Genomic DNA, 14,938 nt, shown 5'->3' with positions numbered 1-14,938 from the left:
GTCGCGCCACGCCGCAGGGGCGGGTCGGTGCCCCTGCGGCGTGGCGGGTGTGTGCGTGGGTGCGGCGCCCGGCGGGCCGGGCGGGCGGTGGGCTGCCGGGCGGGTGGGTCACTGGAGCAGGGTGGGTTCCTTGCGCTGTACGGGCTCCGGCTTCTCGGCCGGGACGGGAGCGGGGGTGGGGGTGGGGGTGGGGGCGGCGGCCGGGACGGGGGCGGGAGCGGGGCCGCCGGGCGGGCGCTGCCCGGACCGTACGGCGGTGTCGGCGGCGGGGCGGCTCCAGCGGCGCATCGCCGGACGCTCCACGAAGGTGTACAGGAGCCAGGCGAGGACCAGGCTGATCCCGATGGTCAGGGCGACGTCGCCCACCGCCTCGACGAAGCTCCAGGTCTCCATCCCGTGCATCGGGTCGACGGCGCGCACGGGCCCGTAGTAGAGGACGAGGTAGTGGACGATGTACAGCGCGAAGGAGATCTCGCCGAGCCACACCATCGTCCGGCCGCCGAAGCCGGTGCGCCGGCCCCGTACGTCGGCGGTGGCCGCGGCGGCGATCACCAGGGCGAGCGGCAGCGCGCTCAGCGACATCCAGGCGAACACGTCGGGGAGCTGGGTCGTCACACCGTAGGCGGCGACGGCCAGGAGGGCGGCCCAGCCGAGCGGCAGGCCGATCCAGCGGCCGCGCAGGACGATCTGCGCCATCAGGATGCCGAGGACGAACTCCAGCATGCGGGTGACCGGGAAGTGGTAGACGAACCAGTACTGCCACCACGACATGTCCCCGCCCCACCACATGACGGGCTGGTCGGGCAGGAGCTGGGCGACGAAGGGCATAGCGAGGACGGCGAGGGTGAAGCCGCCCGCCCACAGCCACAGGCGGTTGTCGCGGATGCGGCGGATCAGGGGCAGCAGCAGCGGGAAGCAGAGGTAGAACAGCAGCTCACACGTGAGGGACCAGGCGGGCGAGTTGATGCCGTGGCCCTGGATCACCTCCTGCATCGGGAAGAAGCTCTGGAGCAGGAAGACCGACGGCAGGGTGTTCTCGACGGTGACGGCGACACCGCTGATGATCATCAGGACGACGGTGGCGGCGAGGGTGACGAGGTGGTTGGGGAAGATCTTCACCAGCCGCCGGCGCCAGAAGAGGCGGCGGGTGTCGTCCTCCCGGGCGACCCAGGTGAGGATGAATCCGCTGAGGACGAAGAAGAACGTCAGCCCCAGCGATCCGACCACGAACAGGTAGTCCGCGTAGTTGTCCTCGGGACGGGCGCCCATGAAGAACAGGTAGCCGGTGTGCGAGATGAGGACGATGAAGGCCGCGACGAAACGCAGCCCCGTGAGCGAGGGCAGGGTCGAGCGGACGCCCGGGGCGTCGGGTGGGGCTGCTGCTGGCACGGTGCGCTCCTTGGTTCCGGGAAGGGTCGGCAGGTCTGTCCTGGGGTGTGTCTCCCGGGTCGTGGGGGGGGCGCCGGGGGAACGGGAATGTGCGGCCCCCGCCCGGGCCCGCCCCGGGCGGGGCGGGCCTGGTACAGGGGGTGCGGGCCTGGTACAGGGGGGTGCGGGGCGGTGGTTCAGTCGGTGGAGAACGGCGGTTCAGGCCGTACGGGGCCGGCGGTTCAGTCCGCGGCGTCCTGCGGGCCGAGGAGGGCCGCCGCGTAGCTGCGCCCGGCGGAGGTCTCGAACTGGAGGGCCTTGTGGCTGGTCGCCGTCACCACGTCGCGCCAGAAGCGCTGGAGCGGGTGGCCGGTGGACAGGCCGCTGGTGCCGGAGGTGCGGATCAGCGCCCAGACCGCGTCCGCGGCGAGTTCGGCGGCCGAGGCCGCGTTGCGCTCGGAGCGGGCGAGGGTCCGCGGCGTGAAGTCCCGCTCGTCGATGGTGCGGGCGTTCTGCTCGACCAGGTGGCGCGCCGCGTCGATGAGGGCGGCGGCGCGGGTGAGGGCGGCCTCCCGGTCGGGAGTGCGGCGGTTGCCGGTCAGTGTGGTGCCCGCCGCGCGCAGCGCACCGAGCGCGGCCCCCACGGCGGGCGCCACGAAGGTGAGACCGGCGACCGCGGCGAACGGCACCCGGTGCACGTCCGCCTGCGAGGAGGTGTTGCGGCCGGTGAGCAGTTCGGCCCGCTCGAAGCTGAGGTGTCCGGGTACGAAGACCTCGTCGGCCACCACCGTGTGGCTGCCGGTCGCTGTCATGCCGATGGCGTCCCACGTGGGGAGCGTCCGGTAGGCGCCCCGGGGCAGGGCGAGGAACCGGAGCTGCGGCGGGGCGCCGGGGGCGGGGACGGCCGCGCACAGGAGCGTCCAGTCGGCGAATTCGACCGAACTCACGTAGTTCCAGCGCCCGCTGACCAGCCAGCCGCCCTCCGTGGGCGTGGCGCGTCCGGAGGGGATGAGACCGGCGGCGATCAGGGCGTCGGGGCCCTCGGCCCAGACCGCCCGCTGCCCCTCGGCGGGCAGATGGGCGGCCAGCCGGGCCGAGTTGGCGGCGAGCGAGGCGGTCCACGCGGTGGCCGGGCACTCCTCCCCGATGGCGATGACGGCCCCGGCCAGCTCGGTGAACGAGCCCTCCGTTCCGCCGAGTCCGGCGGCGACGAAGTGGCGGGCGAAGCCCGCGTGGAGCACCGCCTCCACCACCTCGGGGTGCAGGGCGCGGTCGCGGTCGGCGTCCGGGGCGTGCTGGGCGGCGCGTATGCGTACCTTCTCCGCGCCCTGGCCCAGTCCGGTTTCCTGAAGAATGTCGGCAGGCATCCTGGTGCTCCTCCTCCGGTGGTGTGCTCGGTCTCCGATGGCGTGCCCGGTGACGGGACGTGCGGTGCGATGAGGGCGCGAAGCCTGGGGCCGTCGCCTCGAACGGGCCTACAGCGACAGTCGTACGGCGTGCTCGAAGCGCTCCAGCGTCTCGCCGGGCGCCGGTCCGTCCAGGGCCTGGAAGATGCGGTCGGCGCCCTCGCCGTGCTGGTGCAGCTTCACGTGGGCGAGGGTCACCTTCGTACCGCCCTCGACGGGCTCGAAGTCGACCTCGATCTCGCTGGCCCCGTCGTCGGTCGGCAGTGACTCCCAACGAGCGTTGATGCGCCAGGTCATGACGATCCGTCGGCCCGGGACCCACTCGAGGATGCGGCCCCAGTCGATCTGGTTGCCGTCCACGTCCCACTCGTAGTAGCGGCCGCCCTCCCCCGGCTCGAAGGCCAGGCCCGCCCGCTCCTTCTTGAGCAGGACATGGCTGGGCGGCCACCAGTCGGCGGGGCGCTCGGTGAAGACCTTGAACGCCTCCTCCGGCGTGGCCGCGACGGTCACCCATTTGCGTACGTCCGCAATCGTCTGCTGGGGCACGTGCCCTCCTTGATCCCTCGCGCGGCGGTGGCGCGATCCGGCCGTTGACACGACGACCGTCGGGCGGGGCGCTAGGCCGCCTGTCGAGCCGCACTTGAGCAGCCCCCGGCCCCTCCCCCGCACCGGCCGACCGGGGCTCCGGGACGGGTCGAGCCGCGCCCTAGCCCGCGCGGCGACGGTCCTGGCTACTCGTCATGAACCGGACCGTCCGACGACCAAGGGGAGAGACCATGAGCAACACGGAACCGACGACCGGGCAGCACCGGCGGGTCGCCTTCGTCACCGGGGCGACCAGCGGGATCGGCCTCGCGGTCACCGAACTCCTGGCCCGTCAGGGCTTCGCCGTCTTCGGGGTGGCACGCGGCGCGGAGAGCGTCCGCACCCTGGTCAAGCGGTTGCGGGAGGACGGCCTCGAGGTGGCGGGCGCCGAGTGCGACGTGACCTCGGTCGAGCAGATCAGGGCCGCGGTGGCGGCGGCGGTCGCGGAGTACGGGCGGATCGACGTCCTGGTGAACAACGCGGGCCGGGGCGGCGGCGGGGTGACCGCCGAGATCGACGACGCCCTGTGGGACGACGTCATCGAGACGAACCTCAACGCGACCTTCCGGGTCACCCGCGAGGTGCTCAGCACCGGGCTGATGCGGGAGGGCGACTGGGGCCGGATCATCAACATCGCCTCCACCGGCGGCAAGCAGGGCGTGGAGCTGGCCGCCCCGTACTCGGCCTCCAAGAGCGGGGTCATCGGCTTCACCAAGGCCGTCGGCAAGGAGCTGGCCCAGAGCGGGATCACGGTCAACGCCGTCTGCCCGGGGTATGTGGAGACGCCGATGGCCCAGCGCGTACGCCAGGGGTACGCGGCCCACTACGGCGTGAGCGAACAGGACATCCAGGAGAAGTTCAACTCCAAGATCCCGCTGGGCCGTTACTCCACGGCCGACGAGGTCGCGGGCCTGGTCGGCTATCTGGTCTCCGACCCGGCCGCCTCGATCACCGCCCAGGCCCTCAACGTCTGCGGCGGCCTCGGCGCCTACTGATCCCCCACGCAGCGCGGCCCGGCGCCGCGCGCAGAGACGGAGCCCGACCCATGACGACCACAGCACCACCCGACACGGCGGCGCCCGGCAGGGCCGCGAGCCCGGCGGGCCCCGGCACGGCCGCCGGGCCCGGGACGATCACGGCGGTCCCGGACACAGCAGGCCCCGACACGGCGGGCTTCCGGTCCGCGATGGGCCGTTTCCCGACCGGTGTCACCCTGCTCACCCAGGGCAGCGGCGAGGACACCGTGGTGATCACGCTCAACAGCCTGATCTCCGTCTCACTGGACCCGCTCCTGCTGCTGGTGTCGGTCAAATCGGCCGGCCGCATCCGCCCCCGGGTCGGTGCGGCCGGGAGCTTCGCGGTGAACGTCCTCGGCCGGGGGCAGCAGGACCTGGCCCTGGAGTTCTGCCGCCCCGACCGGAGCGAGGGCCATACGGCGATGCGGCGGATGGAGGCCGTGCCGGGCGTCACCGGCAACGCGGTGATCCCGTCCGCCGAGGCGTACGTGGAATGCGTTCTGGAGAACGAGCACGAGGCCGGTGACCACACCCTGCTCATCGGCCGGGCGGTCCTGGTCGCCACCCGCGACCGCGCCCCGGACCCTCTGCTCTTCCACCGGGGCGGCTTCACCGGCCTGACCGGTCCCGAACCCGCCCACGAGCGACGGAGCGCGGCATGAGCGGGACGGCGGCGGAGACGGTGAGCCCGGCCACCGACACGGACACGGCCACGGCGGTACGGGCTCCGGTGACGGCGGACGCAGCGGGCGAGGCGCCACCACCCGCGCTCCGGAAGGTCGCTGACGGGGTGTACGCCTATGTGCAGCCGGACGGCGGCTGGTGCCTCAACAACGCGGGGCTCGTCGTCGGCTCGGAGCGCTCCGTCCTGGTCGACACCGCGGCGACGGAGGCGCGCACCCGCCGGCTGCGGGCGGAGACCGGGCGGATCGTTCCGGCAGGCCCCGACTATGTGGTGAACACCCACTTCCACGGTGACCACACCTTCGGCAACGGGCAGTTCGCGCCCCGCGCCGCGATCGTCGCCCACGAGGGGACCCGGGCCGATTCGGCGGAGGCGGGCCTCGGTCTGCGCGGTCTGTGGCCGGACGTGGAGTGGGGCAGCACTCCCCTGGTGCTGCCCGATGTGACCTTCGACGGGTCGCTGACCCTGCGGCTGGGCGGGCTGCGGGTCGAGCTGCTGCACGTCGGCCCCGCGCACACCGCGCACGACGTGGTGGCCTGGATACCCGAACGGTCCGTGCTCTTCACCGGGGACGTGGTGTGGTCCCGGGTCACGCCGTTCGTCCTGTTCGGCTCGGTCAGCGGCTCGCTGCGGGCCCTGGACCGGATGCGCGCGCTGGGGGCCCGTACGGTCGTCCCGGGCCACGGGCCGGTCGGCGGGCCCGAGTTGTTCGACTTCACCGAGGAGTACCTGCGCTTCCTGCGCGGGGTCGCCGAGGACGGCGTACGCGACGGGCTGACCCCGCTGGAGACCGCCCGCCGGACGGACCTCGGCGCCTTCGCCGGGCTCGTGGACGCCGAGCGCCTGGCCGGGAACCTGCACCGGGCGTACGCGGAGGCCGAGGGCCTTCCCCCGGGGGCGCGCATCGATGTCGCCCGGTCGTTCCAGGAGATGGTCGCCTTCCACGGCGGGCTGCCCGCCTGCCACGCCTGACCGGTCCCGCGGCGCCCCGGCGGGACGTGGCGCCGCGGACGACGACGGACCCGAGGGGAGGACCGCGCGGCCGACGAGGAACAGACGGAGAAGGGCCGAGACAAAGGAGTCCGCCATGGTGACGATCGGTGAACGCGAGCCGTCCGAGCCCAAGGAGCACGACACCCCCGTACGCGTACCGGTACTGCTGCTCGCGGGGGAACCCGAGGACGACGGCAGCGAGCCGCACATCTGCCGCGGCATCGACTGAACGGCCCCGGGCCGCCGTGCGCGGGGCGAGGAGAAGGGCCCTCCGGCCGGAGGGCCCTTCTCCCTGTGTACGACATGCACGACGGTCCCCCGGAGCGGCGACGCGACCGTACCGTACAGCCGGAAGACCGTGGTCAGGAGACCGTACGGTCAGGACGCGGGCTCCACCGGGGTGTCCCGGTGGATGACCCGCGACCTGGTCAGCAGCCGGCCGCCCCGGCGGACGAGGACGTCCTCGACCGTGAACGTGGGCTGGAAGGAGACCTTCCCCTCCCGGTCGGTCAGGGTGACCAGCGTGTAGTAGGAGACGCGGAGGGTGTCGGGGTCCACCGCGTCGACCTCGATCAGCGGGTGCCCGAACCAGTGGCGGACCGCGATGTCCCGGTAGCGCGGCAGGCTCGCCCGCATACCGGCGACCATCTCCTCCCGGCCGCTCTGGCGCTGTCCGCCGGAGTGCACCACCTCACCGTCCTCGGTGAAGGTGTCCGCGAACCCCTCGATGTCCAGGCTGTCCACCCGGCGCATCTGCCACGCGTAGAACGTCTGGACCTCGGCATAGAGGTCTCCACCGACCTGGCTGTACGTTTCCTGGGCCGCCTGGGCCGTCTGGACCGACTGGGACACAGTGACTCCCTCCCGTGACGCGCTGCCGCCACGGCGACGGCAGTACCGCCACCACCTTCCCGCCGGCCGCTGCATCCTCGCTGGAGGACGGCTGCACCGCGCCGACCCGTGAGAAACCGACGGGCCGTCACAAAAGTCCGGCAGGCCCGCGAGCCCGCGGGCAGAAAACCGCACCACGTCCGTGGCGCATTTTCCCGGCGTATGTTCGCGGGGCATACCCCCCAAGTATCCGGCATTACCGCGTTCGCCCCCACGGTCCTAGAGTAAGCCCGGAGACCCGCACGAAATCCTACGAGAGGAGTACGGCGGCATGTCCGTTTCCCTTCCTGAGGGCGTGCACGAGCTGGAGAAGCTGATTGTCGACTGGGTGAGTGAATTCATCGAGGAGCCCGATGTTTCCCCGGCGGACAACTTCCTTGACCTCGGCGGTCACTCGCTCCTCGCCATGAACCTCAACACCCGCGTCCAGCAGCACTTCGGTCATGAACTGGATGTGAAAGTCCTGTTCGAGGAGTCGCTCGGGAGCGCGATCGCGGAACTGCATGCGCGGATCGCCGGAGAGCCGACCGCGTAATCCGTTCACCCCGCATCGAGAACCAGAGGATGGAGTAGCCGTGAATGACCGCATTTCCGATTTCCGACTGACCCCCGAAGAGCTCGCCACGTTCGAGGAGCAGGGATTCATCGGGCCGATCAAGGTATATGAACCGGAGGAGATGGAGAGGCGCTGGAACCAGATACGCCGGGCCATTCCGGACCGGTCGCGGGCGATCTACCCGGAGGACGCGCTGGGCGCGGTGACCAACCTCTCCAACTACGACCGGCACCTCGACATCGATCTGCTCAGCGAGCACATCATGCAGCGGGCCATCGTCGAGCGGGTCGCCTCCATCCTCGGCCCGGACCTGCTCTGCTGGCGCACCGAGTTCTTCCCGAAGTACCAGGGGGACGAGGGGACGGACTGGCACCAGGCGGCGACGTTCGCCCACTCCAGCGGCCGCCCCCAGATCAGGTGGCCCGCGGAGAACGACGCGCCCGCCTTCGGCGGCACGATCACCGCGTGGACCGCGTTCACCCACTCCACCAAGGAGAACGGCTGCCTCCAGCTCATGCCGGGCACGCACCGGGTGATGAACTACGACGAGTCCCTCGGCATGTCCTACAACCCGGACACGATCAACAAGCGGGAGAAGGACAGCGTCCGGCGCGGTTTCTTCGGCTACGACTACCGGGAGCTCCAGAAGGACCCCGACTGGCGCCCCGACGAGTCGAAGGCGTTCTCCCTCGTCATGCAGCCCGGCGAGTGCGTGATCTTCTGGTCGACCCTGATGCACGGTTCGCTGCCGCACACCGGCGGCCCGAAGGACTACCGCATGGGGTTCGCCACCCGGTACGTGCCGACCCAGGTCGAGGTCTACCCGGACCTCGGTGACGTGTCCGAGTACGGCGGCACGATCCCGCTGGACGACTACGCGTCGGTGCTCGTCTCCGGCAAGGACGAGTACGGGATCAACAAGCTGACCGACCGGAACCGCCGGGGCCACCAGTTCACCCCGTGGGACTTCCGGGAGTCCTTCAGCAGCTGACGTTCCCCGGGACGGCCGGGCGCGCGGCGGCTTTCCCGGCGCCGCGCGCCACCTTCCAGGAAGGCGCACCGATGACCGTGCTCGCCCTGTTCCACCACGCCGGAGGGTCGGCGGCCGTGTTCCGGCGGCTGACGCGGCTCCTGCCCGACGACATCAGGCCCGTGGTGGCCGAGCTTCCCGGCCGGGGCCGCCGCTGGCGTGAGCCCGCCCTCCGCACCGCGGAGGAGGCCGTCCGGGATCTGACCGATCTGCTGGCCGCCGAGGTCGGCACCGACGAGGAACTCTCCATCTTCGGCCACAGCATGGGCGCCTACCTGGGGCTCGCGGTGGCAGCGGCCCTGGAGCGGCGCGGCGGGCCGCGCTGCCAGGTCCTCTTCGCCTCCGCCAACCTGGCCCCGCAGCTCGCCACGCCGCTGTTCGCCGACGGCACCGCGAAGGCGTCCGACGAGGAAGTACTGACGTGCGCCGCGCGGTACGAGGCGCTGGACGCCCGGCTGCTCGGCCATCCGCACATCGCCGACCGGGCGGTGGCGCTGCTGCGGTCCGACTTCGACATCTGCGACTCGTTCGTCCGCACCCTGTCCCGGACCGTGACCGAGAGCCGCGTCGTCGTCTGCCGGGGGCAGCAGGACGCCTTCGGCGACGAGCACACCGACCCGTGGCAGTGGCGCAGCGTCCAGCCGCTCACCACCCTCACGTTTCCCGGCGGCCACCTCTATCTGGAGACCGCCGGGGCCGAACCGCTCGCGGCGGCGATCGCTTCGGTCATGAGCGAACCGGCGCAGTCCCGAACCTGAGCGAACCAGCACGGTCCCGAACCTGATCCGGCCTGGGAGCAACCATTGAACGAGGCAGTGCGTTCCATCGGAAGGACCCCGTTCGCGCACGAGCTGTTCGAGGCGCGGCGCGTGTCGCATCCCGAGCTGCCCGCCGTGATCGTGGGCGAGAGGTCTCTCACCTACGAGGAGCTGGGGCGGGACGCCGACCGGCTCGCCCACGCGTTGCGGCGGGAGGGCGTCACCGGGCAGCCGGTCGGGGTCTTCTTCGAGCGGGGGTTCGCCATCCCCGTCGCGGTGCTCGGCGTGCTCAAGGCGGGCTGCGCCTATGTGCCGCTCGACCCGGCCTACCCCGACGAGCGGCTCGCGGCCATGGTGGGCGACAGCGGCGCCCCGGTCCTGCTGACCGAGAAGGCGCTGCTCGACCGCGCTCCCCTGCCGGACGGAACCCGCGCCCTCGTGCTGGAGGACGCCCTGTCCGCCGTCGGGGACGCGCCCCGGCCGGTGCCGCCGGAGGTCGGACCGGACACCCTCGCGTACGTCATCTACACCTCCGGGTCCAGCGGGGTGCCCAAGGGCGTGGCCATGCCGCACGGTCCGCTGGCCAACCTGATCGACTGGCAGTGCGCGCACTCGTCCTGCGGCACCGGGGACCGGACCCTCCAGTTCTCCGCGCTCAGCTTCGACGTCTCCTTCCAGGAGTTGTTCAGCACCTGGGCGTCCGGCGGGACCCTGGTGGTGGCCGACGACGCGACCCGCCGGAGCTGGCAGGCCCTGATCGAGCTGCTGGACCGCGCCTCGGTCCGGCGGATGTTCCTGCCGTTCGTCGCCCTTCAGGCGATCGCGGCGCACGCCGGTTCCGTGGGCGTGTGGCCGTCCTCCCTCCGTGAGGTCGTCACGGCCGGTGAGCAGCTCCAGGTGACCCCCGCGGTGCGCGCCCTGTTCCAGCACCTGGAGGGGGCGGTGCTGGTGAACCAGTACGGCCCGTCGGAGACCCATGTGGTGACCTCGCTCGAACTGCGCGGCGATCCCCGGGAGTGGCCGGACCAGCCCAGCATCGGCCGGCCCATCGCCAACGTGGAGGCGTACGTCCTCGACGAGCAGCTGCGTCCCCGGCAGCCGGGCGAGGCGGGCGAGTTGTGCATCGGCGGGCCGGTGCTCGCGCAGGGCTACCTGGGCCTGCCCGAGGCGACCGCCGCGCGGTTCCGGACCGTACCCGGGCTGGCCGGGGGCGGGCGGATCTACCGTACGGGCGATCTGGTCGAACTCCGGCCGGACGGCACTTTCCAGTTCCTCGGGCGGCTGGACGACCAGGTGAAGATCCGGGGCCACCGGGTGGAGACCGGCGAGGTCGAGGCACATCTGCGGACCCTGCCGGAGATCGCCGACGCGGCCGTGGTCGTACGGGAGGGCGCGGGCGGCATCAGACAGCTGGTGGCGTTCTGCGTCCCGGCGCGCGGTGCCGAGGTGGTGGCGTCCGCGATCCGGCGGAGCCTGTCGGCGCGGCTGCCCGGCCACATGATCCCTTCGTCGGTACGTCCCCTTCCCGCGCTGCCGCTCACCTCCAGCGGCAAGGTCGACCGCAGGACGCTGGCCCGGGGCCTGTGACCACGGCCCGTTCCTCCTGGACGGAAAAGGAGTAGGACAAGCATGTCGACGTATGGTCCGGCCCTCGGCGCGGGCGAGGGCGGTGGTGTCACCGGGATCGTCCTGGTGGGCGTGGCCCTGGTGCTGGTCGCCGCCTTCGTGTTCTCCGCCGCCGCCAAGCGGGTCCGGCAACCCGCGGTGATGGGTGAGATCGTCGCCGGGATAGCCCTGGGGCCGAGCCTGCTGGGTCTGCTGCCCGGCGATCTGCCCGGGCTGCTGTTCCCCCCGGAGGCCCGCCCCTATCTGGAAGTGCTCGCCCAACTGGGGCTGGTGCTCTTCATGTTCGGAGTCGGCTACCAGCTTAGCCTTTCGCATGTGCGCGGCGTCGGGAGGCGCATCGCGCTGGTGTCGTTCGGTTCGGTGGCGCTGCCGTTCGCGCTGGGCGCCGCGCTCGCCGTACTGCTGTACCCGTGGCTCGACCGGTCCGAGCTGAGAACACAAGGGGTGCTCGGCCCGGCGCTGTTCCTCGGTGTGGCGATGTCCATCACGGCCTTTCCCGTGCTCGCCCGGATCATCATCGAACGGGGTCTCCAGAAGCACCGGGTGGGTGCGGTCGCCCTGGTCAGCGCCGCGATCCAGGATGTGATCGCGTGGACCGTGCTGGCAGCCGTCGTCACCGTGGTGAGCGTGAGCGGCCTGTGGTCGTTCGGGCGGACCGTCGGCGGCGCGGTGGCCTTCGGCCTCGTCCTGGTCCTCCTGGTGCGGCCGGCCCTGGCCTGGCTGCTGGACCCGCGACGGCGCTGGGCGGGCAACGGCCCGGCCGTCCATGTCGTGCTCTGCTCCGGGCTGCTGGCCAGTGCGTGGGTCACCCACGAGATCGGGCTGCACGCGGTGTTCGGCGCGTTCATGTTCGGCGCCGTCGCGCCCCGCCACCTCATCGACGCGACCGCCCCCGAGGTGCCGGAGCGCATCGACCAGACCAGTCTGCTCCTGCTTCCGGTGTTCTTCATGGTGACCGGGCTCTCGGTGGACCTCGCCGGGCTCGGCCCCCAGGGGTTCGTGATGGTGCTGGCGTGCGTCGCGGTGGCGTGCGTCGGCAAGTTCGTCGGCGCGATGGGCGCGGCGCGGCTGACCGGGTCCACCGCGCGGGAGTCCACGGTCCTCGGCATCCTGCTGAACGCCCGCGGGCTGACCGAGCTGGTCGTCCTCAACGTGGGCCTGAGCCTGGGCGCCCTGGATTCCCGGCTGTTCACCGCGATGGTCGTGATGGCCCTGGTCACCACGCTGATGACCGGGCCTCTGCTGTCCCGGTTCCCGATCGATGCCGAGCCGGTCCCGGCGCCCGTACGGCGGCCGGTGGAGCAGGCCGGAAAGGACGCGGCCCGATGACCGGGACCACCACCGGACAGCTCGTGTACGCGCCCGCCGCGCCCGCCCCGGCCCGGCTGCCGCTGCGCGGTCGCGAGGACGAACTGGCCCGCGTACGGCGGGCCCTGGAGTTCGGCCTCGACGGCGGCTGCGCCCTGGTGACGGTCGAGGGCCCGCCGGGCTCCGGCAGGACCAGGTTCCTGGCGGAGTGCGCGGCCGTGGCGCGGCGGCTCGGTTTTGTGACGGGCCACCGGCCGGAGCGCTCCGGCCCGGGGTCCCCGCCGGGGGACGGGGCCCCCGGCACCCCCCGGCTGACCGTCCTGGACGACGCGCACTTCCTGGCGGTGGAGCCGGGTGAGGCGCCGCTCACCCGGCCCCACGCCCCGTACGGCGGCCGGGCGCTGGTCCGGCTGGTGGCGCACCGCCGGGGGGCTCCCGGCGCACCGGCCGACTGGTCCGCCGGGCACACCGAGCGGATCAACCTCGGCCCGCTCCGCGCCCCGGCCTCGCTCCAGGTGGCCGCCGATCTGCTGGGGGTGCCGCCCGCCGCCCCGCTGGCCCGGGTGGTGCGGAGCGCGGGCGGGCACCCGAAGCTGCTGGTGGAGCTGGTGGCGGGCATGCGCGAGGAGCGTCTGCTACGGGTGGGCCCCCATGAGGCGGAGCTGGTCGAGGAGCGCATCCCGCAACGGCTGCGGGAGCTCCTTCAGTCGATGCTGCTGGAGTACCCGGACGAGTGCCGCCAGTTGCTGCGGGTGGCGGCCGTCCTCGGCCGGGAGAGCACGGTCGGCGATCTTCTGCCGATCCTCCAGGTGCCGCCGTCCGCGCTGCTGCTCACCCTGGACCGGGCGGCCGCCACCGGGATGCTGGCCGTCGGCAGCACCCGGGTCCGCTTCCCCAACGAGCTGCTGTGGCGGCTCGTCGTGGACTCGGTGCCGGTCCCGCTGCGGCAGGCGCTGCGTCGGCAGGTGGCCGACGGCCGACGGACTGAGCGGACGGCGCGGACGGCGGAGCCGACGGGTCCGGCGGCCGGGCCGCCGGACCTCAACGGCCAGGAGAACCTGATCGTGCAGCTGGTCGCCGAGGGGCTGACCAACAAGCAGATGGCCCGGCGGCTGGGGATCTCCCCGCACACCGTCAACTACCACTTGAGGAAGCTGTTCCAGAAGGCCGGGGTGAACTCCCGCATCGCCCTGCTGCGGGAGACCGGCTGGAGCGAACCGTCCGACGGACCGCCCGGGCCGGGGCCGCGCGTGTCACCCGGTCCGGGGCCGCTCGTGCGCCCACGGCCGGGCGCGTTCGAAGTCGGCGGCCAGACCTAGGAGCAGGGCCTCGGCACCGGGCGCGCCGACCAGCTGGACGCCGACCGGCAGGTCGGCGGCGGTCCGCCCGGCGGGCAGCGAGACCGCGGGCTGGCCGGTGATGTTGAAGGGGTAGGTGAAGGCCAGCCAGTCGGCGTACTCGCGCCACCGCTCCTCGAACCCCGGGCCCTCGACACTCGTGCCGAGCGGCGGCGGGAGCACGGTGAGGGTGGGGGTGAGCAGGACGTCGTACCGGGTCCAGAAGCGGATGACACCGGCCGCCCGCGTCTGGGCGGTGGCCACGGCGGCACAGTAGTCGGCCGCGCCGAGCCGCTCCCCGCGCAGGGCGACATCGAGGGTCGTCGGCTCCAGTTCGGCCAGGTGCTCCGGCGGTACCCCCCGGACCATGGTGGCCACGTTGGCGGCGATGACGGTCAGCAGGGGGTCCAGGAGCCCGCCGAGGTCGGGCGTGTCCTCGGTCAGTTCGACGTCCAGCTCGCCGAAGGCCGCCACCGCCCGCTCGAACACCTCCCGCACCTCGGGGACGACGGTGCCGTGCGGCGGGGTACGGGTGTACGCCACGCGCAGGCGGCGGCGCGGCCGGTCGGCGGCGAGGAAGGGGCCGGGGTGCGGGGGCAGTCCGTACGGTTCTCCGACGACCGGGCCCGCCATCGTGTCGAGCATCAGGGCGGCGTCGCCGACCGTGCGGGCCATCGGCCCGTTGACGACGTAACCCGCCCACTGCTCCTGGGCGGCCGGTGCCCACGGGGTGCGCCCCCGGGTGGGTTTGAGCCCGACGATCCCGCAGGCGGAGGCGGGCGCCCGTACGGAGCCCGCGCCGTCGGCCGCCAGGGCGAGCGGGCCGATACCGGCCGCCACGGCGGCCGCCGCGCCGCCGCTGGAGCCCGCCGGGCCGTGTGCGGTGTTCCACGGGTTGCGGGTGGGCGGGGACACCCGGTTGTCGGTCGTGATCCGCAGCCCGAACTCCGGCATGGCGGTGGTGCCGACGAGGATGCCGCCCGCCCGCCGGAGCCGGGCGACCACCTCGCTGTCGAAGCCGGGCCGGTAACCGGCGAAGGGCAGCGAGCCGTAGGCGGCCGGCAGGTCCGCCGACTCGTTGGCGTCCTTGGCGGTGAACGGGATGCCGTGCAGCGGGCCGCGCTCGGCGGGCGGCAGCGCGTCCGCCGCCCGCGCGTCCGCGAGCGCGCCCTCCGCCCGTACGGCGACCACCGCGTTCAGCTGGGGGTTCACCGCTTCCAGGTGGTCGAGGACGGCTTCGGTGACATCGAGGGCGGACAGTTCCTTGTTCCGGATCAGGTCGCGCAGTTCGGCGGCGGACAGGAAGGCCGGGGACCCGGCGGGTGTGCGGGGCGGTGATGCCATCGGAGGTGCTCCCCTGCTGTTCGGTGGCTGGGTGG

14 protein-coding genes are annotated in these 14,938 nt (G+C 72.8%); 9 read left to right on the top strand and 5 right to left on the bottom strand.

What is annotated here, in order from left to right:
- Positions 1 to 108 precede the first annotated feature (108 nt).
- The 3 genes from B7C62_31035 to B7C62_31025 all read right to left on the bottom strand — a co-directional run bounded on the left by B7C62_31035 (position 109) and on the right by B7C62_31025 (position 3,443).
- Positions 109 to 1,389, bottom strand: a complete 1,281-nt coding sequence (locus B7C62_31035) for a hypothetical protein (GenBank protein ARF76218.1) — start codon at positions 1,387 to 1,389, stop codon at positions 109 to 111.
- 221 nt (positions 1,390 to 1,610) lie between these two features.
- Positions 1,611 to 2,735, bottom strand: a complete 1,125-nt coding sequence (locus tag B7C62_31030; protein ARF76217.1) for a hypothetical protein — start codon at positions 2,733 to 2,735, stop codon at positions 1,611 to 1,613.
- 108 nt (positions 2,736 to 2,843) lie between these two features.
- On the bottom strand, positions 2,844 to 3,443 hold the full coding sequence (locus B7C62_31025) for a hypothetical protein (protein ID ARF76216.1): 600 nt from the start codon (positions 3,441 to 3,443) through the stop codon (positions 2,844 to 2,846).
- A 107-nt stretch (positions 3,444 to 3,550) separates the two neighbouring features.
- Here B7C62_31025 and B7C62_31020 point away from each other — a divergent pair, with 107 nt between their 5' ends.
- The 3 genes from B7C62_31020 to B7C62_31010 are packed head-to-tail and all read left to right on the top strand — an operon-like array spanning position 3,551 to position 6,032.
- Positions 3,551 to 4,354, top strand: coding sequence for a ketoacyl reductase (locus B7C62_31020; protein ARF76215.1), 804 nt, complete (start codon positions 3,551 to 3,553; stop codon positions 4,352 to 4,354).
- A gap of 50 nt (positions 4,355 to 4,404) precedes the next feature.
- Positions 4,405 to 5,037, top strand: coding sequence for a hypothetical protein (locus tag B7C62_31015; GenBank protein ID ARF76214.1), 633 nt, complete (start codon positions 4,405 to 4,407; stop codon positions 5,035 to 5,037).
- The gene (locus B7C62_31010) at positions 5,034 to 6,032 is read left to right on the top strand and encodes an MBL fold metallo-hydrolase (GenBank protein ARF76213.1); all 999 of its coding nucleotides are present in this window, start codon (positions 5,034 to 5,036) and stop codon (positions 6,030 to 6,032) included. The genes B7C62_31015 and B7C62_31010 overlap by 4 nt, the downstream gene beginning before the upstream one ends.
- 399 nt (positions 6,033 to 6,431) lie before the next feature.
- On the opposite strand, the gene B7C62_31005 is transcribed toward B7C62_31010, so the two are convergent.
- A complete protein-coding gene (locus B7C62_31005) occupies positions 6,432 to 6,905 on the bottom strand; it encodes a DUF4440 domain-containing protein (protein ARF76212.1) in 474 nt (157 codons plus the stop codon).
- A gap of 334 nt (positions 6,906 to 7,239) precedes the next feature.
- Here B7C62_31005 and B7C62_31000 point away from each other — a divergent pair, with 334 nt between their 5' ends.
- The 6 genes from B7C62_31000 (at position 7,240) to B7C62_30975 (ending at position 13,541) form a co-directional block, all read left to right on the top strand.
- A complete protein-coding gene (locus B7C62_31000) occupies positions 7,240 to 7,479 on the top strand; it encodes a phosphopantetheine attachment site (GenBank protein ID ARF77450.1) in 240 nt (79 codons plus the stop codon).
- 40 nt (positions 7,480 to 7,519) lie between these two features.
- Positions 7,520 to 8,491, top strand: coding sequence for a chemotaxis protein CheX (locus tag B7C62_30995; protein ID ARF76211.1), 972 nt, complete (start codon positions 7,520 to 7,522; stop codon positions 8,489 to 8,491).
- A gap of 71 nt (positions 8,492 to 8,562) precedes the next feature.
- On the top strand, positions 8,563 to 9,288 hold the full coding sequence (locus tag B7C62_30990; protein ARF76210.1) for a hypothetical protein: 726 nt from the start codon (positions 8,563 to 8,565) through the stop codon (positions 9,286 to 9,288).
- A gap of 45 nt (positions 9,289 to 9,333) precedes the next feature.
- The gene (locus B7C62_30985; protein ID ARF76209.1) at positions 9,334 to 10,875 is read left to right on the top strand and encodes a hypothetical protein; all 1,542 of its coding nucleotides are present in this window, start codon (positions 9,334 to 9,336) and stop codon (positions 10,873 to 10,875) included.
- A gap of 42 nt (positions 10,876 to 10,917) precedes the next feature.
- Positions 10,918 to 12,243: a cation/H(+) antiporter gene (locus B7C62_30980; GenBank protein ARF76208.1), complete on the top strand. Its 1,326-nt coding sequence runs from the start codon at positions 10,918 to 10,920 to the stop codon at positions 12,241 to 12,243.
- Complete coding sequence (locus B7C62_30975) at positions 12,240 to 13,541, top strand: hypothetical protein (protein ARF76207.1); 1,302 nt, start codon at positions 12,240 to 12,242, stop codon at positions 13,539 to 13,541. The genes B7C62_30980 and B7C62_30975 overlap by 4 nt, the downstream gene beginning before the upstream one ends.
- Here B7C62_30975 and B7C62_30970 read toward each other — a convergent pair.
- Positions 13,476 to 14,903 (bottom strand): amidase, encoded by a 1,428-nt coding sequence (locus B7C62_30970; GenBank protein ID ARF76206.1) that lies wholly within the window; start codon positions 14,901 to 14,903, stop codon positions 13,476 to 13,478. The genes B7C62_30975 and B7C62_30970 overlap by 66 nt on opposite strands.
- Positions 14,904 to 14,938: the final 35 nt, after the last annotated feature.

This window comes from Kitasatospora albolonga (genome assembly GCA_002082585.1).
GTDB classification, from domain to species: Bacteria; Actinomycetota; Actinomycetes; order Streptomycetales; family Streptomycetaceae; genus Streptomyces; species Streptomyces stephensoniae.
This window is presented reverse-complemented; position numbering and strand designations above follow the sequence as displayed.

Coding starts and splice junctions, on each gene's coding strand:
- B7C62_31030 (ARF76217.1), bottom strand. CDS start 2,735: ATGCCTGCCGACATTCTTCAGGAAACCGGACTGGGCCAGGGCGCGGAG.
- B7C62_31020 (ARF76215.1), top strand. CDS start 3,551: ATGAGCAACACGGAACCGACGACCGGGCAGCACCGGCGGGTCGCCTTC.
- B7C62_31015 (ARF76214.1), top strand. CDS start 4,405: ATGACGACCACAGCACCACCCGACACGGCGGCGCCCGGCAGGGCCGCG.
- B7C62_31010 (ARF76213.1), top strand. CDS start 5,034: ATGAGCGGGACGGCGGCGGAGACGGTGAGCCCGGCCACCGACACGGAC.
- B7C62_30990 (ARF76210.1), top strand. CDS start 8,563: ATGACCGTGCTCGCCCTGTTCCACCACGCCGGAGGGTCGGCGGCCGTG.
- B7C62_30980 (ARF76208.1), top strand. CDS start 10,918: ATGTCGACGTATGGTCCGGCCCTCGGCGCGGGCGAGGGCGGTGGTGTC.
- B7C62_30975 (ARF76207.1), top strand. CDS start 12,240: ATGACCGGGACCACCACCGGACAGCTCGTGTACGCGCCCGCCGCGCCC.
- B7C62_30970 (ARF76206.1), bottom strand. CDS start 14,903: ATGGCATCACCGCCCCGCACACCCGCCGGGTCCCCGGCCTTCCTGTCC.